The 22,846-nt window shown below is 34.2% G+C and carries 15 protein-coding genes; 6 read left to right on the top strand and 9 right to left on the bottom strand.

Going from position 1 to position 22,846, the window contains the following annotated elements:
* Positions 1-57: 57 nt before the first annotated feature.
* A complete protein-coding gene (locus QLS97_RS06185) occupies positions 58-2,691 on the bottom strand; it encodes a valine--tRNA ligase (RefSeq protein ID WP_282715038.1) in 2,634 nt (877 codons plus the stop codon).
* Between the two features lie 160 nt (positions 2,692-2,851).
* Between QLS97_RS06185 and QLS97_RS06180 the strand changes: the two genes are divergently transcribed.
* Positions 2,852-3,238, top strand: a complete 387-nt coding sequence (locus tag QLS97_RS06180) for a DUF1573 domain-containing protein (protein ID WP_282715036.1) — start codon at positions 2,852-2,854, stop codon at positions 3,236-3,238.
* 61 nt (positions 3,239-3,299) lie between these two features.
* Here the strand turns inward: QLS97_RS06180 and QLS97_RS06175 are convergent, their stop codons facing one another.
* The gene (locus QLS97_RS06175) at positions 3,300-4,631 is read right to left on the bottom strand and encodes a PDZ domain-containing protein (protein WP_282715034.1); all 1,332 of its coding nucleotides are present in this window, start codon (positions 4,629-4,631) and stop codon (positions 3,300-3,302) included.
* A 127-nt stretch (positions 4,632-4,758) separates the two neighbouring features.
* On the opposite strand from QLS97_RS06175, the gene QLS97_RS06170 reads away from it, so the two are divergent.
* The 5 genes from QLS97_RS06170 (at position 4,759) to lgt (ending at position 9,795) form a co-directional block, all read left to right on the top strand.
* Positions 4,759-5,964: a pyridoxal phosphate-dependent aminotransferase gene (locus tag QLS97_RS06170; RefSeq protein WP_282715032.1), complete on the top strand. Its 1,206-nt coding sequence runs from the start codon at positions 4,759-4,761 to the stop codon at positions 5,962-5,964.
* Positions 5,965-6,195: 231 nt separating this feature from the next.
* Complete coding sequence (gene folE, locus QLS97_RS06165; RefSeq protein ID WP_282715031.1) at positions 6,196-6,867, top strand: GTP cyclohydrolase I FolE; 672 nt, start codon at positions 6,196-6,198, stop codon at positions 6,865-6,867.
* A gap of 123 nt (positions 6,868-6,990) precedes the next feature.
* Positions 6,991-8,469, top strand: coding sequence for a cysteine--tRNA ligase (gene cysS / locus QLS97_RS06160; protein WP_282715030.1), 1,479 nt, complete (start codon positions 6,991-6,993; stop codon positions 8,467-8,469).
* Between the two features lie 82 nt (positions 8,470-8,551).
* Positions 8,552-8,800 carry a membrane protein insertion efficiency factor YidD gene (yidD, locus tag QLS97_RS06155; RefSeq protein WP_282715029.1) on the top strand — a complete coding sequence of 83 codons (249 nt, stop codon included), beginning with the start codon at positions 8,552-8,554 and terminating at the stop codon, positions 8,798-8,800.
* 68 nt (positions 8,801-8,868) lie between these two features.
* On the top strand, positions 8,869-9,795 hold the full coding sequence (gene lgt / locus QLS97_RS06150) for a prolipoprotein diacylglyceryl transferase (RefSeq protein ID WP_282715027.1): 927 nt from the start codon (positions 8,869-8,871) through the stop codon (positions 9,793-9,795).
* Positions 9,796-9,847: 52 nt separating this feature from the next.
* On the opposite strand, the gene QLS97_RS06145 is transcribed toward lgt, so the two are convergent.
* From QLS97_RS06145 to QLS97_RS06115, 7 genes are all read right to left on the bottom strand, one after another.
* Positions 9,848-12,115, bottom strand: a complete 2,268-nt coding sequence (locus QLS97_RS06145) for a T9SS type B sorting domain-containing protein (RefSeq protein WP_282715025.1) — start codon at positions 12,113-12,115, stop codon at positions 9,848-9,850.
* Positions 12,116-12,256: 141 nt separating this feature from the next.
* Complete coding sequence (locus QLS97_RS06140) at positions 12,257-12,871, bottom strand: acyloxyacyl hydrolase (RefSeq protein ID WP_282715023.1); 615 nt, start codon at positions 12,869-12,871, stop codon at positions 12,257-12,259.
* A 136-nt stretch (positions 12,872-13,007) separates the two neighbouring features.
* On the bottom strand, positions 13,008-15,980 hold the full coding sequence (gene secDF / locus QLS97_RS06135; RefSeq protein WP_282715021.1) for a protein translocase subunit SecDF: 2,973 nt from the start codon (positions 15,978-15,980) through the stop codon (positions 13,008-13,010).
* Positions 15,981-16,206: 226 nt separating this feature from the next.
* Positions 16,207-17,142 carry a malate dehydrogenase gene (gene mdh, locus QLS97_RS06130; protein ID WP_282715019.1) on the bottom strand — a complete coding sequence of 312 codons (936 nt, stop codon included), beginning with the start codon at positions 17,140-17,142 and terminating at the stop codon, positions 16,207-16,209.
* A gap of 115 nt (positions 17,143-17,257) precedes the next feature.
* On the bottom strand, positions 17,258-19,201 hold the full coding sequence (gene gyrB / locus QLS97_RS06125; RefSeq protein ID WP_282715017.1) for a DNA topoisomerase (ATP-hydrolyzing) subunit B: 1,944 nt from the start codon (positions 19,199-19,201) through the stop codon (positions 17,258-17,260).
* Positions 19,202-19,382: 181 nt separating this feature from the next.
* Positions 19,383-20,999 carry an asparagine synthase B gene (gene asnB / locus QLS97_RS06120; RefSeq protein WP_282715015.1) on the bottom strand — a complete coding sequence of 539 codons (1,617 nt, stop codon included), beginning with the start codon at positions 20,997-20,999 and terminating at the stop codon, positions 19,383-19,385.
* A gap of 193 nt (positions 21,000-21,192) precedes the next feature.
* The gene (locus QLS97_RS06115; RefSeq protein WP_282715013.1) at positions 21,193-22,818 is read right to left on the bottom strand and encodes an amidohydrolase; all 1,626 of its coding nucleotides are present in this window, start codon (positions 22,816-22,818) and stop codon (positions 21,193-21,195) included.
* Positions 22,819-22,846: the final 28 nt, after the last annotated feature.

The raw sequence follows: 22,846 nt of genomic DNA, 5'->3' as shown, positions 1-22,846 counted from the left end.
CAAAAAAATCCCATTCACCGCGGTGAATGGGATCTTGATTGCTATAAAAGCTAAATCTTATTTTAATCCGGCCAAACTGTGTTCGATAGTTTCAATTTTAGATAAAGCATCCGCTTCTTTTTGTCTTTCGTTTGCCAAAACTTTTTCTGGCGCACCCGCCACAAATTTCTCATTAGCCAGTTTGTTTTGAACCGATTTCAAGAAACCTTGCGTGTAAATCAACTCAGCGGTCAGTTTTGCAATTTCTTCCTCCACATTTATATTTCCGGTAATAGGGATGAAATATTCATTCGATTTTACACGAAAAGATAATGCTCCGTCTACTTTATCCGAAACATATTCTAACGAAGTGATGTTTCCTAATTTGGCCACTACCGAATCAAAATAAGTCGATGCTTTGTCATTGTTCACCGCTTTCAATTCGATTGTATCTTTAAACGGAATATTCTTGTCTTTACGAATCGTTCTAATTCCAGAAATCACTTCAATTGTATTTTCAAAATCAGCAATTATACCTGCGTTAAAAGGTTTCATTTCTGGCCAAGTCGAAACGATTAATGCTTCTTCTGTAGTTCTTTCGGCAAGAATTTGCCAAATTTCCTCTGTCAAGAACGGCATAAAAGGATGCAATAATTTCATGTTATTTTCCAGCATTTCTATGGCTTTCGCCAAAGTTACGCTGTCAATTGGCTGTTGGTACGCCGGTTTTATCATTTCCAAAAACCAAGAACAGAAATCGTCCCATACCAATTTATAAATTCCCATCAACGCATCGGAAATTCTATATTTCTCAAAATTATCTTCGATTTCTAAAAGCGTTTGTTGCAATTTGGCCTCGTACCATTCAATTGCCACTTTTGAAGATTCTGGTTGCGGAATTGTATCCGAAACTTCCCAACCTTTTATCAGTTTAAAGGCATTCCAGATTTTATTGGTAAACGCTTTTCCTTGGTTACACAATTCTTCATCAAACATAATGTCATTTCCTGCAGAAGCGCTCAAAAGCAATCCTACACGAACCCCATCAGCACCAAATTTTTCAATTAAATCTAAAGGATCCGGAGAATTTCCTAATGATTTAGACATTTTTCGTCTTTGTTTATCACGAACCAAACCAGTCAAATATACATTTGTAAATGGTTTTTTGCCTGTGTATTCATAACCCGCAATAATCATTCTCGCTACCCAGAAAAACAAAATATCCGGACCGGTCACTAAATCATTGGTTGGATAATAGTATTTAAAATCTTCACTTTCGGGATCCATAATTCCTCCAAAAACAGACATTGGCCACAGCCAAGAAGAAAACCAAGTATCTAATGCATCAACATCCTGAGTTAAGTCTGAAGTTGTAAGTTGTAAGTTGTTGGTTCTTTCTTTAGCTAAAATTAAAGCTTCTTCGATAGATTCAGCAACTACGAAATCTTCTTTTCCATCGCCATAGAAATAGGCAGGAATTTGTTGTCCCCACCATAATTGACGGGAGATATTCCAGTCGCGAATGTTATTTAACCAATGAGCATACGTATTATTAAAACGTGCTGGATGCAATTTGATTTCGCCGTCTTCCAAAACCGATTTAATAGCTGGTTTTACCAAATCTTCCATTTTCAAGAACCATTGGTCTGATAAACGAGGCTCGATAACCGCTCTGGTTCTTTCAGAAGTTCCTACTTTATTCAAGTGTGTTTCTGTTTTGGCTAAAGCGCCAGTTGTTTCTAATTCTTTTGCAATTGCCTCGCGAACTACAAAACGATCTTGTCCTTGATAGTGCAATCCAAAACTATTCAAAGTTGCATCTTCGTTGAAAATATCAATAATCTCCAAATTGTGCTTTTCTCCCAATGCCTTGTCATTCATATCGTGCGCCGGAGTCACTTTTAAACAACCAGTACCAAATTCGATATCAACATATTCATCTTCGATTATTGGAATTACTCTTCCGCAAATTGGGACAATTGCTTTTTTACCTTTCAAATGAGCAAAACGTTCGTCATTTGGATTAATACAAATTGCAGTGTCTCCAAAAATAGTTTCCGGACGCGTTGTCGCAATCGTCAGAAAGTCTTCACTTCCTTCAATTTTATATTTTAGGAAATATAATTTTCCTTGTTGTTCTTCATAAATTACTTCTTCGTCAGACAAAGTAGTTTTCGCCTCGGGATCCCAGTTTACCATTCGGTATCCGCGATAAATCAGTCCTTTGTTGTATAAATCCACAAAAGAACGAATTACCGAAGCTGACATATCAGGATCCATTGTAAACTTGGTTCTTTCCCAATCACAAGAAGCACCCAGCTTTTTCAATTGGTCTAGAATTACACCCCCGTATTTATCAGTCCATTCCCAAGCATGAGCTAAAAATTCTTCGCGTGTTAAATCATTTTTATTGATTCCTTCGGCTTTTAATTTCGCAACTACTTTAGCTTCAGTAGCTATGGAAGCATGATCCGTTCCTGGAACCCAACAAGCGTTGAATCCTTTAAGACGCGCTCTTCTGATTAATACATCCTGAATGGTATTATTCAACATGTGTCCCATGTGCAAAACTCCAGTAACATTAGGCGGAGGAATTACTATGGTGTATGGTGTTCTATGGTCTGGTTCTGAGTGAAAATAATTGTTCTTCATCCAGTAGTCATACCACTTATTTTCAATGGTTTTAGCGTCAAATTGTGCAGGAATTGTCATAAAAAGCAACTGTTAAAACCAAAATTAAACTTTGGTCTGATATTTGTAATTCTAATTGGGAACAAAAGTAAATAATTAAGTACACTATAAAAAGAGAAATAAAAATTTGTACGTTAATTAAAAGAAAGTAAATTTACTAAATGAATTTAAATATAAGAAAATGAAAAAAACAATAGCTTTATTCGCATTTGCACTAATCAGCAGTATCGGTTTTGCTCAGAATGGCCCAAAAATTGAATTTGCAGCCAAAGACAATACAATTGATTATGGAAAGGTTACTAAGAATGAAAATGGCTCTCGTGATTTTATCTTTACAAATACTGGTAATGCTCCATTAATTATCACTAATGTACTGTCTACTTGTGGCTGCACGGTCCCTACAAAACCAGACCAACCAATTATGCCAGGAAAAACAGGAAAAATAACTGTGAAATACAATATGGCTCCCGGTCCTATCAGAAAAACACTAACTGTTGAGTCAAATGCAGTGAACTATGAAGGTGGAAGAGTGGCTCTGAAAATTAAAGGAGAAGTTATTTCTAATTAATTTCAGAATTAAAATAAATAAAAAAACGCTTTTGGATACTATTTCCAAAAGTGTTTTTTGTCTATAATATATTATACAATTGAAACCTGAATTTTAAGATTTCGCTTTTACGTTCCACTTCTAAAGTAATCCATTTTTCTTCTTCTGCCTTAAAAAGAGCATTGATTTCTTGTAATGAATGTTTATGAATGGGATGATTATTAATCGAAATGATTATATCCCCTTTTTGCAATCCTGTATTAGCTGCCAGAGAATTTTGTCTGACATAGGCAATCTCATAAATAGGCTTTAATCGGAATTTATATTTAAAGTCATTAGTAAATACCTTAGCACCTCCGGACTCATTATATTTTGTAAGCAACGGAACCGTTTCCATTCGTACGGTCTCTTGAACCCACTGTAATCCATTTTGTTGTATCTCAACCCCACTTTTATTGTAGCTGAAAGGAGCGCTGTAATCTCTATTCTTTTTTAAATACATTTGGTTCTTTTCGTAATCAAAAACAACTGTAAACCGCTTCATAATTTCTCCTCCTACTGAGCCTTTTCGATCTGGCACCATATTTACATTCCTAATAGATACAGAATCAGGAAAGGCAACTACTGGATTATTAAATTCAAAATCTCCCATCTCAAATTTTTTAATTATGGCCCTTCTGCCTTTTACATCTCCACTAAAACCTCTTCCTAAAAAGTCTTCGAAATTTTTTGCAGGAACTTTAATCAATTCTGAACGATCTTGAAACAACCATATTGCATCGCTGTTCCCTATATCTATCAATAACTTTACAGGAATTTCTTTATTATCCTGAATTATTGTGCTTTTTAAATAGGGTTTAGATTTTTCGACAGTAATAGGGATTGTTTTGTAACTTTTTTCGATTTTTTTTCGGTTTTCATCATTGTCTTTATAAACTATAACTCTTTTTTTCCTGTAATTGACTTCAACTAAATTATTTTGAAAAAAATGATACCCAATAATTCCATTGACCGGAATTCCAATATGTGACGATAAATTAAATTCAGGGTCCAAAATAATATAAAGCATATGATTACTATACTTCATACTGTTGAATTCTAAAATATTATTCGTTGATTTCAATCCTTCAACAGCCTCTTGACTTCCTAATCCTTTCAGTAATATTTTTTCGGTATTAAAAAAACGAACTTCCTTTTTATCTTCTAAACTAAATAATATCGTTTCGGCAACACCGGTATCCAATAAAAAATTCAATTCTACTCCATTTACTTTTATAGGCACAAAGACTAAATTATTGATCAGTTTAAAAGGAACGCTAATTTTATTCACGTCTTTTTCAAACTGAAATCCTTGTTGTGCAAAAACAGGGCAAACAAACAGGTAAATGAGAATAATAACTATTGTTTTTTTCATTGTTAATCTTTTACATAAAAATACTAAATAAATCATATCAAAAATGCAGATTTAACAATATATACGCTCATTGATTATAATAAATTCGAAAAAAAAATTGCAAATTTGCAATTCAATAATTAAGACTATGCCAAAAATATCAAACAAAGGCAAACAAATGCCAGAATCGCCAATACGAAAATTAGTTCCATACTCAGAAATAGCGAAGAAAAAAGGACATAAAGTATACCATTTAAACATTGGTCAACCGGATATTAAAACTCCTGAAGTTGCCATGAATGCAGTTAAAAATATTGATTTAACTATCCTGGAATACAGTCATTCTGCTGGAAATGAAAGCTATAGAAAAAAATTATCTGCCTATTATATCAATCAAGGGATTTCAGTAAATATTGAAGACATCATTATCACAACTGGTGGATCAGAAGCGCTTATGTTTGCGATGGGAAGCACTATGGACCAAGGAGATGAAATCATTATCCCAGAACCATTTTATGCTAATTACAATGGATTTTCAACAGCGTCAGGCGTTACAGTTGTTCCTGTAATTTCGACTATTGAAACTGGTTTTGCTTTACCAGCTGTAGAAGATTTTGAAAAACTGATTACTCCAAAAACGAAAGCTATCCTTATTTGTAACCCTGGAAATCCAACGGGATATTTATATTCGAAAGAAGAAATTATGCAACTGGCAGCTTTGGTCAAAAAAAATGATTTATTCTTGATTTCTGACGAAGTATATCGTGAGTTTACCTATGATGGTGACATCCATTATTCAGTAATGAATGTTCCCGGACTTGAAGAGCATGCTATTATGATTGATTCTGTTTCTAAGAGATACAGTATGTGCGGTGCAAGAATAGGATGTATTGTTTCTAAAAATAAAGAAGTCATGGCGACTGCTATGAAATTTGCACAAGCAAGATTAAGCCCTCCAACTATTGAACAAATTGCAAGTGAAGCTGCCCTTGATACTCCAAAAAGTTATTTTGATGAAGTAATTTCAGAATATAGAGAGCGAAGAGATACTTTAATAAGTGAGTTGAATAAAATTGAAGGTGTTATAGTATCAAAACCAAAAGGCGCTTTTTATTGTATTGCACAACTTCCTGTTGATAATGCTGATAATTTTGCACAATGGCTTTTAGAAACCTATGATTTAAATGGTGAAACCGTTATGGTAGCTCCTGCTGCAGGGTTTTATTCGACTCCAGGAATGGGATTGAATCAGGTTCGAATAGCTTATGTGCTAAAGAAAGAAGATTTAATTAGTGCTGTATCAATTTTGAAAGCAGCAATTCCAGTTTATAATGCTACCCAATCAAAAAGCTAATTTAAACTTTGCTTTTTAGTGCTAAACTAACGCTATAAAATATTCATATTGTATCAAAAGGCAGTAACTATTGAGTTATTGCCTTTTGATTTTTATATCCAATAGAAACAAGCCATTGACTTTGTAGCCTATAAAGTCATCATTAAATAGTATGAGCTTTAGAAATTCTTTAATTTTTATTATTTATCTTTACGGCTTAAATATTTACACCCACAATAATAGTTGCTTTTAATGATAAAAAACGAAGAGTTTCAAGACGAAATAGGAGATAATCATGTTAGTTTATCCGCAAAAAATCCAGTAAGAGATGATGCATTTGACATTACTGATGATGAAAAAATTGAGAAAATAAAAAAAGACGTTGAGAGCATTCTAATTACACTTGGAATGGACTTGACTGATGATAGTTTGAAAGGCACGCCCAATCGTGTTGCAAAAATGTTTGTAAAAGAAATTTTTGGAGGTTTAAATCCTGCAAAGAAACCAAAAGCATCTACATTTGACAATAATTACAAATATGGCGAAATGTTGGTTGAAAAGAACATTATCGTTTACTCTACCTGCGAACATCATTTATTGCCAATTATTGGAAGAGCGCATGTCGCTTATATTTCTAACGGGACCGTTATTGGCTTATCTAAAATGAACCGTATCGTAGAATATTATGCCAAAAGACCTCAGGTTCAGGAGCGTTTGACGATGCAAATTGTTCAGGAATTACAAATTGCTTTGGGTACTGAAGATGTAGCTTGTGTGATTGATGCCAAACACCTTTGCGTTAATTCTAGAGGAATCAGTGATATCGAGAGTAGTACTGTGACATCAGAATTTGGTGGAAAATTTAAAGACAATGTAACTCGCAGAGAGTTTTTGGATTATATCAAATTAGAAACAAAGTTCTAAAATATAAATAAATTTCATAGTACCGATAAGCCCTAGCCCTGATGGAAGCGGTATCCTTTTTATGGCTTTTTTGCCATAAAAAGATTAAGCGTACAGCAGGAATAAGCTCCTAAAAAATAAAAAATGCCATTATATAGTAGCCAAAATCTAAAAATATACAATTCTCTTTCCGGAGAAAAAGAAATTTTCACACCAATACATGAAGGAAATGTTGGAATGTACGTTTGTGGACCTACGGTTTACAGCAATGTGCATCTTGGAAATGTGCGAACATTCATGTCCTTTGATGTGATTTTCAGGTATTTTTTGCATTTGGATTACAAAGTGCGTTACGTAAGAAACATTACTGATGTGGGGCATATTGTAGATGATGTGGACGAAGGTGAAGATAAAATTGCAAAAAAAGCGCGTTTAGAGCAACTGGAACCTATGGAAGTGGTGCAGCGCTATACGGTAGATTTCCATGATATTTTGAATGAATTTAATTTTTTACCACCAAGCATTGAACCTACTGCGACAGGTCATATTATTGAACAAATTGAAATTATTAAAACCATTATTGACAAAGGAATTGGTTATGAAGCCAATGGATCTGTTTATTTTGATGTAGTAAAGTTCAATGAAACTAATCATTACGGAAGATTAAGCGGCAGAAATATTGAGGATATGCTTGCCAATACCCGTGATCTTGACGGTCAAAGTGACAAGAGAAATCCACAGGATTTTGCGCTTTGGAAAAAAGCCGAACCACAACATATCATGCGTTGGCCTTCGCCATGGAGCGATGGATTTCCGGGCTGGCATCTTGAATGTACTGCAATGAGTACGAAATATTTAGGCAATCATTTTGATATTCACGGAGGCGGAATGGATTTGAAATTCCCGCATCATGAATGTGAAATTGCTCAAAATGAAGCATGTACTGGTCAAACTCCTGTTAATTACTGGATGCATGCCAATATGCTTACATTAAACGGTAAAAAAATGGCGAAATCTACCGGTAATAACATTTTACCACGAGAGATATTGACTGGAGACAACACCATTTTAAGTAAAGCCTTTTCAGCATCGGTCGCCCGATTTTTTATGTTACAAGCGCATTATAGAAGCATTCTTGATTTTTCTGACGATGCAATTGTAGCTGCAGAAAAAGGATACAAACGATTGATGGAAGCAATGAATTCGTTAAAAGATATCACTGCTGACACAAAAAGTACGATTGACATTCCAGCTTGGAAACAATTCTGTTATGATGCCATGAATGACGATTTTAATACGCCAATTTTAATTGCGCAGTTATTTGAAGGCGTTCGTTTTATCAATTTGTTGAAAGATGGAAAAGAAACATTGAATAACGAGGATTTAAAATCTTTTGAAAAAGCAATGAACAATTTTGTTTTTGAAGTCCTTGGACTGGAAGATGAAAAAGTTTCGGATAGCAGTAATGACAAATTAGAAGGAACGGTAAACATGCTTATTGAAATGAGAAAACAAGCTCGTGACAATAAAAATTTTGCTTTATCAGACCAAATTAGAGATCAATTGATTGCATTGGGAATTCAATTGAAAGATGGAAAAGAAGGAACTACTTTTAGCATTTAGTTTTCTATATCAAGTCGCAGATTAATACCGTAAAATAATTTTGATTAACAAAAGTGAAGTTTTAAATTCTAATACTAAAGTCATGTTGTCAAAAATAGTTGTTTACCCATTTTTGCTATTGGTTCGATTTTATCAAGTTGCCATTTCCCCTTTTACTCCAGCAGCTTGTAGATTTGAGCCTACCTGCTCTTCCTATATGATTGAAGCATTACAAACCCATGGCTTATTTTATGGTGGATTTTTAGGAATGAAACGTATTTTGAGTTGCCATCCTTGGGGGAAAACAGGTTACGATCCTGTTCCCAAAAAAGTATGTAATCATAAACATTAACTTTTTTTAAATACGAAATTTTACTTTAAATCTTTATTTTTACGGCTAATAAACAAATTTAACACTAAATGACACACGCTTTAAACATCGTTTGGAATCCATCAGAAGGAATCGATTTAGGCTTTTTTATAATTCGATATTACAGCTTAATGTTTGTAATTGCTTTTGGATTAGGCTGGTACATAATGAAACATATATTTGAACGTGAAGGAGAATCTATAGAAAAATTAGATTCATTGTTTATCTGGACTGTACTTGCCACTTTGATTGGTGCTCGTTTAGGACACGTTTTCTTTTATGATTGGGAATATTACCGAAATCATTTATTGGAAATCATTTTACCTTTCCGTTTTTCTCCAAATTTTGAATTTACCGGTTACCAAGGTTTAGCAAGTCATGGCGCAGCTATTTCTATCATAATTGCGATGTATTTTTACAGTAAAAATGTGCTTAAAAAACCACAAATGTGGATTTTAGACCGAGTGGTAATTCCAGTTGCCAGCGGAGCCATTTTTGTGAGATTAGGAAATTTTTTCAATTCAGAAATTATAGGTCATGAAACCACATCTCCTTTTGGAATAAAATTCATCAAAGATCATTTCAGCCCAATGGATGCGGTCAATGCTACTCAAATAGCCAATCCTAAAGATGCCTATACAGCAATAGCAACCGATCCAAAATTTGCATCATTGCTGGAGCAGGTTCCAGTAAGGCATCCTACGCAATTGTACGAAGCATTTTGTTACGTTTTTGTTTTTGCTATTTTATTTTTCTTGTATTGGAAAACCGAAAAAAGAAATAAAACAGGATATATATTCGGTATGTTTCTAGTGTTGTTATTTTCTGTTCGTTTTGTGGTGGAATCGGTTAAGGAAAGCCAAGGCGGCTTTGAAAGTGCTTTAGGATTATTTTCTACAGGACAATGGCTAAGTATTCCTTTTATACTTATAGGACTGTATTTTATTTTTACTGCCGAAAAACCGCTTAAAATATAACATCCTATTTATTTAATAAAAAAAGCTCCCGCATTGTGGGAGCTTTTTTATTTTATCTTTTTAATGAAAAATGGGATTTGAATTTTTTAGGAATATCTTGTTCTGTGTATTCAATACTGAACCAATAATCATTGGCTGGCATAGGCTGTCCAATATATGTTCCGTCCCATCCAGTACCATTTGGAAAAATTTCTTTTAAAAATTTGCCATGACGATCAAATATTAGAATTCTAAAATTTAATTGGTCTTCTAAAGTAAAAATATTCCAAGTATCATTATACCCATCAGCATTTGGCGTGAAAAACTTAGGATAATTAATTACTAAAACATTAGTTCTAGTTATTGGCAGACTACAGCCATTTTTATCTTTAACCGTAATGGAATGAGTTCCTAAAGAAACATATTCAAAAACTGGACTTTCCTGAAATGGTCCATCGTCTAATTGATACAAATAATCTCCAGTTCCTGTAGCGATTACAGTCACCACTTGATTTTTTGCAAAAGCCTCTGAAACTGTCCAATCCACATCTAAAAGAGTATTTGAAGGATTCACAGTAACATTAATTGTTTGTGAAGTGGCACATTGATTTGAATTTGGAGAAAAAACATAAGCACCACTTGCCATATTGTTTACAATTGCAGGTGACCAAGTTCCTGAAATTCCATTTGGAGAAGTAGTATTCAAAATAGGTGTCAAACCTCCCATACAGATTGAAAAATTAGAAAAATTAGGTTGAACAAGAGGTGTAACCGTTACTGTTAATATCTGGTTATTTGCACATTCAGATGTATTTGGTGTAAAAACATAGCTTCCGCTAGTTGTATTACTAATTGTTGATGGCGACCAGATTCCTGTGATTCCATTAGGAGATGTTGTTGCTAATATTGGCGCAGCAGAGCCTGAACAAAACGGAGCAATTGCGGGGAAATTAGGTGTTCCTTTTGGTATAATCGTCACACTTAATGTTTGTGTAGTCGCACATTGATTTGGATTTGGTGTAAAAACATAATTTCTGCTAACTGTATTACTAACTGTTGACGGAGCCCATGTTCCAACAATACCATTTGGAGAAGTATTAGTCAAAAGAGGGGCAGTAGTTCCAGAACAAAACGGTGGTATACTTGCGAAATTTGGCGTAACAACAGGTACAATATCTATAGTGACTCTTGTAGGTGTTGCTGAAGTACATTGTCCTGTATTAGGTGTAAAAGTATATGTAACTGGACCTAAAACTGCCGTATTAACTGAAGCTGGACTCCAAAAACCTGAAATAGCCGGTGTATTATTTGAAGTTATTGGTAAAATTGGCGCAGTCGCATTTTGGCAAACATTGGTGGGAATACCCGTAAAAGTTGGTGTTACCAATGGGGTAACAATCACATTCAAAGTTTGTGTGGTAGCACATGGAAACAAAGTTGAATTTGGAGTAAATACATAACTTCCGCTAGTCGTATTACTTATTATTGCTGGCATCCAAGTTCCTGAGATTCCATTTGGAGATGTTGGACCTAATATTGGTGCTGGTGTTCCGGTACAAAAAGGAGCTATAGCGGAAAAATTAGGAGTTACTGTTGAAGTTCCACAAGGTACACTACAAGTAATAGTTTGTGGAGGCACACAAGGATGTGTGGCAGAAGACAACGTTAATGTAGCCGATTGCCCAGGCAACATATTAAATACCTGAACATGAGAAACACCAGTATTTCCTGTGACAGGAGAACCACTTTGAACTGTATAGGTGTAATTATAAGAATTAGATATCAGAGGATTATTTGACCAATCAAAAAATACGGAAGAAGCTCTATCAGCTGGTAAAATCTGCGAAGCGTCACATCTGAAATTAAGAATAGTGGCGCCATTATTAGCAACTACAATAACATCAATTTTTGAACGAGTACTTTCAACACCTCCTACAGTTTCACTAACATAATAAGAAGTAGTTCCTACGGTAGCTGTTGAAGGAGTTGGCGCGGTAGCTGATGCCGTTCCCCCAGTTGCGTTTGTACCATACCAATTTAATGTTCCTCCGGAAGATACTGTGGCCGTCAATGAAGTTGCTACAGCATTTTGGCAATAATAAACAGGAGTAGTAACTGTTGGCGGGGAAGCTAAAATATCTGAATTTTCATTTCTGGATATAAGAAATAGTAAAGCATCCTTAGAATTAGAACTTGTTTTTAAAGTAAAAATCGAGCCACTTTTAACTAATCCAAGGCTCTTGTTTTCAAGACCAATAATACCATTTTTCGCAAAAAGAATTGCATTACATAAAATTGTTATCAAAAAAATAAAAACGAAAGACTTAATAAATTTTTCCATTATTAGTTAGGTTTTAATTTCATCAAAAAAACAGCGAGCTTTAACAAATATTTAGTAAATATATAAATTTTATACTTTCATAATCTATAAGTTCATAGATATTAATAGATTATACATAACATAGAAAATTCAGAAGTAATTCTATAAAGGAAATGAAAAACCAAAATCAATATTTTTAGTATTGTAGCCTGAATTCGAACTTTGTAATCCAGCATTGGACACATGACGAAAATTAGGCCTTATGTCAAATGTAATTTTATTTATTTTAAAAGTGAAGCCTATAGCTAGCACATCCGAAAAAGCAAAACCTTTTGATAATCGCTCTGTTTCTGTATCAGTAAACAGAGGTCCAACACTACCTAAAACATAAATACTTGCAGTTTTAGAAATTGGTTTTCGCATCAAAAATCCAATATTCAAGACATATTCTTTTATATCTTTTAACTTGGTATATCTTTCCCTTTTTTCAATATAATTGGGGTCATCAGGCTTAACAAAATAAAAATTCAATAGTTGATGTTTTGCAAAGTTTAGCTCTGGTTGCACCAAGATCTCATACTCAAAGTTTTTTGTTTGTTTTATTGTATAGTATAATTGTAGTTTATAATAACTATTGGTATAGGTATAATCGGTATTTTTCAATTCATTGCCAAAGCCATAATCAAAGCCTAATTTTACTTTACTCAATTTATCTTGAGCATAAAATGTCTTAGAACTAAAGACAATAATCAAAATAAAAAATATTTTTTTACACATGAAATTTATTTTAAAACCAATCGATTTCCTTACCATTAAATTACAAATAAAAACTTAAAATTGTCATTATAGATTAAAAAAAAAGAGATTCAACTTTCGCTGAATCTCTTTTAAAAAAATTATGTAAAAAGCTTTTTTAACTTTCTTGATGTGCTTTTTCTACCTTGTTTTTATCTTCTTTAGATATTGTATCCACAAGTACTGGAGTTGCAATAAACAATGAAGAATAAGTTCCTACGATAATACCTACTAACATTGCGAATATAAATCCTCTGATAGATTCCCCACCAAAAACGAACATGATTAATAAAACCACAATCATTGTTAATGAAGTATTGATTGTTCTAGACATCGTTGTATTAATAGATTGATTTACAATCTCAGCAAAAGTTCCTTTTGTCTTACCAGCTAAATACTCTCTAACCCTGTCAAATACAATAACAGTATCATTCATAGAATACCCAATAACGGTAAGAATTGCAGCGATAAAGTGCTGATCGATTTCCATACCAAAAGGCATAAATTTATAGCATAAAGAGTAAATTCCTAATACAAAAATAACATCATGCGCGATAGCTGCAATTGCACCTAAACTATATTGCCATTTTCTGTAACTGATCATCAAGTATAAAAATACGATAGCCATCGCTCCAAGAACAGCCCAATATGCATTAGTCTTAATGTCTTCTGCTACGGTTGGACCAACTTTAGATGCTTGTAAAACTCCTAATTTTTTACCATCATAAGAATTTACAAACTTATCATAAGTCATATCAGCTGAAAAATGCTGTTTTAAAGTAGCAAATAACAATTTATTCACTTCTTCATCTGCTTTAATTCCTGGCTCTTGAACTTTGTATTTTGTTGTGATTTTTAATTGATTATTACTACCAAAAATTTTCACTTCAGCACTACCATCAAAAACTTTAGATAATTCTGCCTTTACTGTTTCAGTTTCAATTGGTTTTTCAAAACGTACTTGAAATGTTCTTCCTCCTACAAAATCAACCCCTTCATCCAGACCGTTTGTTGCTAAAGAAATAACACTTATAACAACTACTATACTTGAGAATAAATACGTCCATTTTTTCATTCCTAAGAAATCAAAATGAAAGTTATTAAACATATTCTTAGAAAAATTTGTAACAAACGTCAAATTATTCTTTTTGCTTATGTTCCAATCAATGAAGATTCTTGCAATAAAGATTGAAGTGAATAATGATGTTACGATACCAATCAATAATGTAGTAGCAAAACCTTTAATTGGTCCTGAACCAAAAATAAACAATACAGCTCCAGTCAAAATATGCGTTACGTTAGCATCCGTGATAGATGACATCGCACCCCTCCAACTGTATGAAGTTTTAATCGCTTCTTCTAGTGTTTTACCCGCACGTAATTCTTCTTTTGCTCTTTCGTAAATAATGATATTCGCATCAACTGCTGTTCCCATTGTTAAAACGATACCGGCAATACCTGGCAATGTAAGAACTGCTCCTATACTTGCTAAAATTCCGAACAAGAAAAGTAAGTTAACCGCTAATGCTAGATTAGCATACCAACCTGCTTTACCATAATAAATCATCATCCAAAGTGATACTAAAAGTAATCCTATCAAAGCAGAATTAGTACCATTATCAATTGCTTCTTGACCTAAGGATGGACCTACCACTTCTGATTGAACAATATCTGCAGCAGCAGGAAGTTTACCTGCTCTTAACACATTCGCTAAATCTTTAGTTTCTGTAATATCAAAAGCTCCAGAAATTTCAGATCTACCACCTGAAATAGGACCTGTAGAAACTCCCGGTGCAGAATAAACCACATCATCAAGAACTATAGCTATATTACTTTTTTGAGTATACGCTCTACCTGTTAATTCTTCCCAAGCTTTTGCACCTTGACCGTTCATTTGCATAGAAACAGCCGGTTTACCTGATTGGTCAAATGTATCGCTAGCATCTGTAACCACACCACCACTCATTGAAGGCACATTGTCTCTGTTTCCTTTTAAAGCATATAATTCTACAGCATCAATATCTTTTGCTTTAGCATCTTTAATTATCATTGGTTTACCCCAAACAAATTTTGCATAACGTTGGTCACCTGACAATAAAATTCTAATATCAGCTCTTTTTAAATATCCGTTTACAACAGCAGTATCTTTTGGAGAGAAAAGCCCTAAGACTGGACCTCCACCTTGACCAATAATTTTATCAAACAAAGGATTTTCTCCTTTTTTAGTAGCCGTTGAATCTTTAGTATCCGTAAGCAAAGCACTTAAAGAATCTTTTACAACTGGTTTTACTTCAGTAATTTTGATTTCAGTTTTTTTCAATGACTCATTAGCAGCCATTAAAAAGTTACCAATTTCTTCAATTTTATATGTTTCCCAAAACTGCAATTGAGCTGTACTTGATAATAATTTTTTAGCACGATCCACATCTTTTGCACCAGGAAGTTCAACAAGAATTTGACCTGAATTTCCTAATTTTTGAATATTAGGTTGCGTTACACCAAATTGATCGATACGTTTTCTTAAAACGCCAAAAGCACTTTCTACAGATTCATCAACTTTTCTTTTGATTACTTTTTTAACTTCTGAATCTGTCATTTGAAAATCAACACCACCTTCACCTTGCAAACTTCTGTTTGCGAAAATATCAGGAGACGCTAATTTTACAGTTCCTTTTGAATTAGCTTCAAAAGCATCAAAAAACTTATCTAAATACGATTTATTCCCTTGTAAATCTGCAGTGGCATCAGCCAAAGACTTATTGAAAACTGGGTTTTTAGAATTATTCGATAATCCTTTTAAAATGTCTTTTACAGATATTTGAAGTATAACATTGATACCACCTTCTAAGTCAAGACCTTTATTGATTTGTTTGTCACTAACTTCATTGAATGTAAAATCGGTAAAACCAAGATTAAATACTTTTTCTTTACCAATAGAATCTAAATATTTTACTTCTTTTTCAGGATTTCCACCAGCAAAAGATTTTGCATCACTTTTTACTTTGCTTGCAACAAAAGTGAAAGAAAGTTGGTAAATACTTACCAATGCAAATAGAATTGCGAAAAATTTAATAAGTCCTTTATTCTGCATTATTACTAAAAATTAATTATTTTTTATTTATTTATTTTTGCTTTAAACCTTATAGAATAAGACTTGACATCGATTTTTTAAATTTAAAAAAGAACATCTCGAACTACATCATTTTTTTAAACCGAGCAAATATATAATTAACGTTAAGATTAACCAATTTATTTATTAATTAATCTCAAGAAAAAGACTGCATATTAGCAGTCTTCCTTATTATATATGTATTTTTTTATGCTAAAATCGATTTTAAGGCATCATTCATTTGTCTAACAGCATCAGCACTTTTAGCAAATAAAGCTTTTTCTTGTTCATTGAGGTTAATGTCAAGGATTTCTTCCACTCCATTTTTACCAATAATACAAGGAACTCCAATACAGATATCTTCTTGACCGTATTCTCCTTCAACAAAAACAGAACAAGCAATCATTTTCTTTTGGTCATTCAAAATACTATCAACCAAGAAAGCAACTGAAGCTCCTGGAGCATACCAAGCTGATGTTCCCAAAAGACCCGTAAGTGTAGCTCCACCAACCATAGTATCTGCAGCTACTTTTTGCAATTCTTCTTCCGATAGAAATTGAGAAACCGGAATTCCATTATAAGAAGCCAATCTTGTTAAAGGAATCATAGTAGTATCACCGTGTCCGCCAATAACCATTGCTGAAATATCATTTGCAGGTTTATCTAAAGCCAAAGACAAATACGTTCTGAAACGAGAACTATCTAATGCTCCTCCCATACCTATAATTCTGTTTTTTGGTAATCCAGTAGATTTCAATGCTAAATAAGTCATGGTATCCATAGGATTAGAAACTACCACTATAATAGTGTCCGGTGAATGTTTCAATACGTTTTCAGCAACCGTTTTCACAATTCCTGCATTTATACCTATTAATTCTTCACGAGTCATTCCTGGTTTTCTTGGAATTCCTGATGTAATAACAACTACATCACTTCCAGCAGTTTTAGAATAATCATTGGTAACGCCTGACACTTTGGTATTAAAACCCGTATTGGTAGCGCATTGCATAATATCCAAAGCTTTACCTTCGGCAAAACCTTCTCTGATATCTAACAACACTACTTCGCTGGCAATTCCTCTATAAGAAATTACATCCGCACAAGTTGCACCTACATTTCCTGCTCCTACAATGGTAACTTTCATATTTTAAAGTTTATTCGGTTATTAGTTAATTTTTATGGTTAATCGCTTAATTGTTTATTCCGTTAATCGCTTCGTTTATCACTAAACAATGAACGGAATAAACAATTAAACTTTACTAAGCATCAATATTTGCGTAAACTGCATTCTTCTCAATAAATTCTCTTCTAGGCGGTACTTCATCACCCATTAACATGGAGAATACTCTGTCGGCTTCCGCCAAACTATCAATAGTTACCTGACGCAACGTTCTGAAACTTGGATCCATTGTAGTTTCCCATAATTGCTCCGCATTCATCTCTCCAAGACCTTTATAACGTTGAATTCCTGCGCTTCCGCCCATTCTTTCATTCGCCTGATCACGCTGTACGTCATTCCAAGCGTATTCTTTCTTATTTCCTTTTTTGACTAAATATAAAGGTGGTGCTGCAATATATACGTGCCCTTCTTCGATTAATTCTTTCATAAATCTAAAGAAGAATGTTAAGATTAAAGTAGAAATGTGACTACCATCGACATCGGCATCACACATAATAATTACTTTATGGTAACGTAATTTTGAAATATTCAACGCTTTACTGTCTTCTTCAGTTCCAATAGTTACTCCAAGAGCCGTAAATATATTTCTAATCTCTTCGTTTTCAAAAACTTTGTGATGCATTGCTTTTTCTACGTTCAAAATCTTACCACGCAAAGGCAAAATCGCTTGAAACGCACGGTCACGACCTTGTTTCGCGGTTCCACCTGCCGAATCTCCCTCGACAAGATATACTTCGCATTTTGCAGGATCTTGCTCTGAACAATCCGAAAGTTTCCCTGGCAATCCACCGCCACCCATTACGGTTTTGCGTTGTACCATTTCACGCGCTTTTTTAGCTGCATGACGCGCTTGTGCTGCAAGAATTACTTTTTGAACAATGATGCGAGCATCATTTGGATTTTCTTCCAAATAATTCTCAATCATCTCACTCACCGCTTGACTTACTGGAGAAACAACTTCTCTGTTTCCTAGTTTCGTTTTGGTTTGCCCTTCAAATTGTGGTTCTGCTACTTTTACAGAAATAATAGCTGTCAATCCTTCACGGAAATCATCTCCTGAAATATCAAATTTCAGTTTGTCTAACATTCCAGAAGCATCTGCATATTTCTTTAAAGATCTGGTCAGACCAGTTCTAAAACCTTGCAAGTGTGTTCCTCCTTCGTGTGTATTGATATTATTTACATAAGAGAAAATATTTTCGGTGTAACTTGTGTTATAAATTAACGCAACCTCAACTGGAATTTCTCCTTTTTCATGATCCATAGAAATAACGTGCGCAATAATTGGCTCACGATTTCCATCTAAATAACGGATGTATTCTTTTAAACCTTCATCAGAATGAAAGATTTCAGAAACAAAATTCCCATCTTTATCTAATTCTCTTTTATCTGTAAAGGTGATTGTAATTCCTTTATTCAAGTATGACAATTCACGCATACGAGCTGACAAAGTATCATAAGAATACTCTATTGTTTGCGTAAATATGCTTGGATCAGGATAAAAAGTTACAATAGTACCTCTCTTAGTCGTTTCCCCAATTTGTTTAACCGGATACAACGCCTTTCCTTTTTCATATTCTTGCTCATATACTTTTCCATCACTACTGTGAACGGTAGCTCTCAAATGATTGGACAAAGCATTTACTACAGAAACCCCAACACCGTGAAGTCCTCCAGAAACTTTATACGAATCTTTATCAAATTTACCTCCGGCACCAATCTTGGTCATTACAACCTCCAATGCCGAAACACCTTCTTTTTTATGAATACCAACCGGAATACCACGTCCATTATCTTCAACAGAAATAGAACCATCCGCATTTATATCCACTATAATCGTATCACAATGACCTCCCATTGCCTCATCAATAGAGTTATCTACAACTTCATAAACTAAATGGTGTAGTCCTCGAACACCTACATCTCCAATATACATCGATGGACGCATTCTTACGTGCTCCATTCCCTCTAATGCCTGAATACTATCCGCTGAATAATTGTCCTTCTTGATTTCTTCGCTCATATATTTTATTCTAAAAAAATGTAATTTTTGTCTAACACGCAAATATATAAAAACGCAAATTATATAACCGTTAAATTCCCTTTTTAAGCTCTTAAGTTATTAACATTTGTTCATATAACCGCAAAAAAAACGCTCTCAAAATCGAGAGCGTTTTCTATTTATGTAAAATCAAATTATTATTTTAGACCGTAGCTCCTGTTTTAGCAATTTCAGTATCTGCCTGAACGTGTGCTGCATTGGCTCTTCCGCTTGGATCTTGGTTTTCCTGCCATTTTGGGATCCACTTTCTAACCGTTTGAGCTGCACTTACTTGCGGATAATATTTATTAAATATTGATCTGTAAAAATAAGCTTCTTTAGTTGCGGGAAAATTATATGGAAATTCAGCTGCAGCTCCGGCTAATTGCTCATCAGTAACTTGAGTAGCACAATAATCAATTAATTTATCGATCCAGTTGTACCCAACACCATCAGAAAACTGTTCTTTTTGCCTCCACAAAACTTCTTCTGGAAGATACGGGTTGTCTGGAGTATCAAATGCTTTTCTTAAAATGTATTTTTCTTTTCCTTCGTACGTTTTAGGCATCTTTTCTTCTGCTTTGATACGAACTGCCATATCTAAGAAAGCTTTGTCTAAAAACGGAACTCTGGCCTCTAATCCATGAGCCATGGTTGATTTATCAGCTCTTAATAAATCGGCAGTGAATAATTTCTGTACTCTTTCGATTGTTTCTTTTTGAAAATCTTCTATCGAAGGTGCATTTCTAAAATACAAATATCCGCCAAAAATCTCATCGGCTCCTTCTCCAGAAAGCACCACTTTTATTCCCAAATCCGTAATCGCTTTAGATAAGAAATACATTGGAGTACTTGCTCTTACTGAAGTAACATCATAGGTTTCTAAATGCCAGATTAATTTATCCAAGATTTTAATTCCTTCCTCGATAGTAAAGTGAACTTCATGATGTTCTGTTCCTAAATACTCCGCTACTTTTCTGGCAGCTGACGCATCCGGAGCATCCGCATCTAAACCGATAGAAAATGAATGTAATTTTTTACCGGTTTCCGCCAATAATCTGGAAGCAATTGCCGAAGTCAAGGAAGAATCCAATCCTCCCGAAAGCAATACCCCAATAGGTACATCACTCATTAATCGTTTACGAGTCGCTTCGGTCAAAGTCTCTCTGATTAATTCCAAATCTAATTCTTGATCTGCTTTTAAATAATCTTCATATTCCGGCTTGTAATATTTTACAAAACCTGTTTTTTGAGTATAAAAATGTCCCGGAGGAAAAGTAGAAAATGTTTTACATTGATCCGCAATAGGTTTCATTTCAGAGGAGAAATAGATTCTTCCTCTTTCGTCCAAACCATAATACAACGGTTTTACTCCCATTGGATCTCTACCGGCAATAAAATCATCTCCATCGACTACTACAAAAGCCCAATCTCCATCTAACATATTACAAAAATCGTAGCCAAACTCTTCGTACAAATGCACAATAACCTCTGAATCAGATTTCGTTCTAAAAGTATGGTCCTTCAAAACACCATCTCTTAATTCCTGGTGATTGTATATTTCGCCATTATGAACCATATAGGCCGTTTTTGTTCCTTGTATCGGTTGTTTTCCGGAATGCAAATCGATTATAGACAACCGTTCATGACTTAAAATATGTCCTTTTTCGGTAACATGCAAATCACTTTCATCCGGGCCACGATGCGACATTCTTTTCGAAAGTTCTCCAACTAATTGTTCATCTTTTGCTCTTCCAATAATGACTAATATTCCGCACATAACACTATATTTTTATTTTTTACCAATTCAACTCGACAAATATGCGATAGCAGTTACAAATACAAAACACAAACACACTATTTAGTTTATATTTAAAACAAAAAATTAAATTTTACATTAAAAATGTAATTCAAATACCACCGAATCAAAACATCTTGTTACAACTGTAAATCATCAAAGTTATTTCACAAACTTATTTGACTTTCTGACCTTTTAAATACGTGCTCGTTGGTTTCATTTTCACTATTTTATTTTCTTCCACTTTCATTAAATCCTGATCGTACATTACAAAATCAGCCCATTTTCCTACTTCCAGACTTCCTTTTTCTTTTTCTTCGAAATTAGAAAAAGCAGCCCAAATAGTCATTCCTCTTAAAGTTTCGGCTCTAGTCAACGCATTTTCCATTTGGAAACCACCTTTTGGATATTCCTTACTGTCTTTTCTCGCAACTGCAGCATGAAAAGTTAGCATCGGATTCACTTCCTCCACAGGAAAATCAGTTCCAAGAGCTACCATTCCCGCTTTTTGAAGCAATTTTTTATAGGCATAGGCATTTTTCAGTCTTTCTTTTCCCAATCTGTCTTCAGCCCAATACATATCAGATGTCGCATGCGTGGGTTGAACCGAAGGAATAATTCCAAATTTGAAATAGTCAAAATCAGCTTCACGCAGAACTTGTGCGTGCTCAATTTTCCATCTTCGGTCTTTTGTGCCTGCCAAAACTTCTCCGTAAATTTTCAAAATCACCGTATTTGCTGAATCACCAATGGCATGTGTATTCAGCTGAAACTTTGAAGCTGCAATTTGTCTGGCTACTTCTTTTAATTCTGGAACTGGTGCCAACAAAGCACCATATTGGTCGGGCTTATCAGAATACGGTTTATGCATGCAAGCGCCACGGGAACCCAAAGCACCATCTCCATACATTTTAAAAGACCGTACATTTAGATTATCCGTTTTATAAATTCCTTTTTTTAGATACAAATCGATATTTTTTTGATTGGCAGTAACCATAGCATACACATTAAGCTTCATCACTTTTGCTTTTTGCAAACTATCCATCAAATGAATAATGTCCGGATCCAATCCTGCATCATTTACGGTTGTCAATCCATAATCAAACATCACTTTTTCAGCATCCAGCAAAGCGGCTATTTGTATTTTACGAGTCGGTTTTGGAATTATTTTAAACACTAATTCCATCGGATTATCTACTAAAATCCCTGTTGGTTCCCCATTTGCTATTTCAATCTGACCACCAACAGCTTTCGTATCTTTTGTAATTCCAGCTAATTTTAATGCTTTACTATTTACGATAATTGCATGCCCGTCTACTCTATTCAATACTACTGGAATATCAGGAAATGCAGCATCTAAATCTGCTTTTGTAGGATACTTTTTGACTTTCCAATCGTTTTGATCCCAACCGTTACCTACAATAAACGTTGGATTTTTATCTTTTTGAAAAGCCTTTAAACGAGTAATTATTTCGCCCATACTTTTGGTACCGCGCAAATCAGCTTCCTGCAAACTCAATCCATAGCTGTAAAAATGGCAATGCGCGTCAATCAAACCAGGATAAATAAATTTTCCTTCCGCTTCTATCGTATTTTTGGATTCATATTGTTTTGCAATTTCACGATTTGTACCAATAGCCACAATTTTTCCCTTATCTATTGCCATAGCCGAAGCCTCCGCAAAAGAGTTATTGACCGAGTAAATAGTGGCATCTGTAATAATGGTATCAACGGAAATCTTATTTTTTTGATCACAGGAAATCAATAAAAATAAAGCAAGAAATAATGTAATAAATTTCATAGTAAACAATTTAGTTATGCTAATATAA

Origin of the sequence: Flavobacterium yafengii, from assembly GCF_030010375.1 — a bacterium.
GTDB lineage: Bacteria > Bacteroidota > Bacteroidia > Flavobacteriales > Flavobacteriaceae > Flavobacterium > Flavobacterium yafengii.
Note: the sequence above shows the minus strand (reverse complement) of the source record. Positions and strands in the feature narration are given on the sequence as shown.

Bases quoted from the DNA above. Each gene is read 5' to 3' on its own strand.
- yidD (WP_282715029.1), top strand. From the start codon at position 8,552: ATGTTGTCAAAAATAGTTGTTTACCCATTTTTGCTATTGGTTCGATTT.
- mdh (WP_282715019.1), bottom strand. From the start codon at position 17,142: ATGAAAGTTACCATTGTAGGAGCAGGAAATGTAGGTGCAACTTGTGCG.
- QLS97_RS06185 (WP_282715038.1), bottom strand. From the start codon at position 2,691: ATGACAATTCCTGCACAATTTGACGCTAAAACCATTGAAAATAAGTGG.
- QLS97_RS06175 (WP_282715034.1), bottom strand. From the start codon at position 4,631: ATGAAAAAAACAATAGTTATTATTCTCATTTACCTGTTTGTTTGCCCT.
- QLS97_RS06180 (WP_282715036.1), top strand. From the start codon at position 2,852: ATGAAAAAAACAATAGCTTTATTCGCATTTGCACTAATCAGCAGTATC.
- gyrB (WP_282715017.1), bottom strand. From the start codon at position 19,201: ATGAGCGAAGAAATCAAGAAGGACAATTATTCAGCGGATAGTATTCAG.
- asnB (WP_282715015.1), bottom strand. From the start codon at position 20,999: ATGTGCGGAATATTAGTCATTATTGGAAGAGCAAAAGATGAACAATTA.
- lgt (WP_282715027.1), top strand. From the start codon at position 8,869: ATGACACACGCTTTAAACATCGTTTGGAATCCATCAGAAGGAATCGAT.
- QLS97_RS06170 (WP_282715032.1), top strand. From the start codon at position 4,759: ATGCCAAAAATATCAAACAAAGGCAAACAAATGCCAGAATCGCCAATA.
- QLS97_RS06140 (WP_282715023.1), bottom strand. From the start codon at position 12,871: ATGTGTAAAAAAATATTTTTTATTTTGATTATTGTCTTTAGTTCTAAG.
- folE (WP_282715031.1), top strand. From the start codon at position 6,196: ATGATAAAAAACGAAGAGTTTCAAGACGAAATAGGAGATAATCATGTT.
- QLS97_RS06115 (WP_282715013.1), bottom strand. From the start codon at position 22,818: ATGAAATTTATTACATTATTTCTTGCTTTATTTTTATTGATTTCCTGT.
- QLS97_RS06145 (WP_282715025.1), bottom strand. From the start codon at position 12,115: ATGGAAAAATTTATTAAGTCTTTCGTTTTTATTTTTTTGATAACAATT.
- secDF (WP_282715021.1), bottom strand. From the start codon at position 15,980: ATGCAGAATAAAGGACTTATTAAATTTTTCGCAATTCTATTTGCATTG.
- cysS (WP_282715030.1), top strand. From the start codon at position 6,991: ATGCCATTATATAGTAGCCAAAATCTAAAAATATACAATTCTCTTTCC.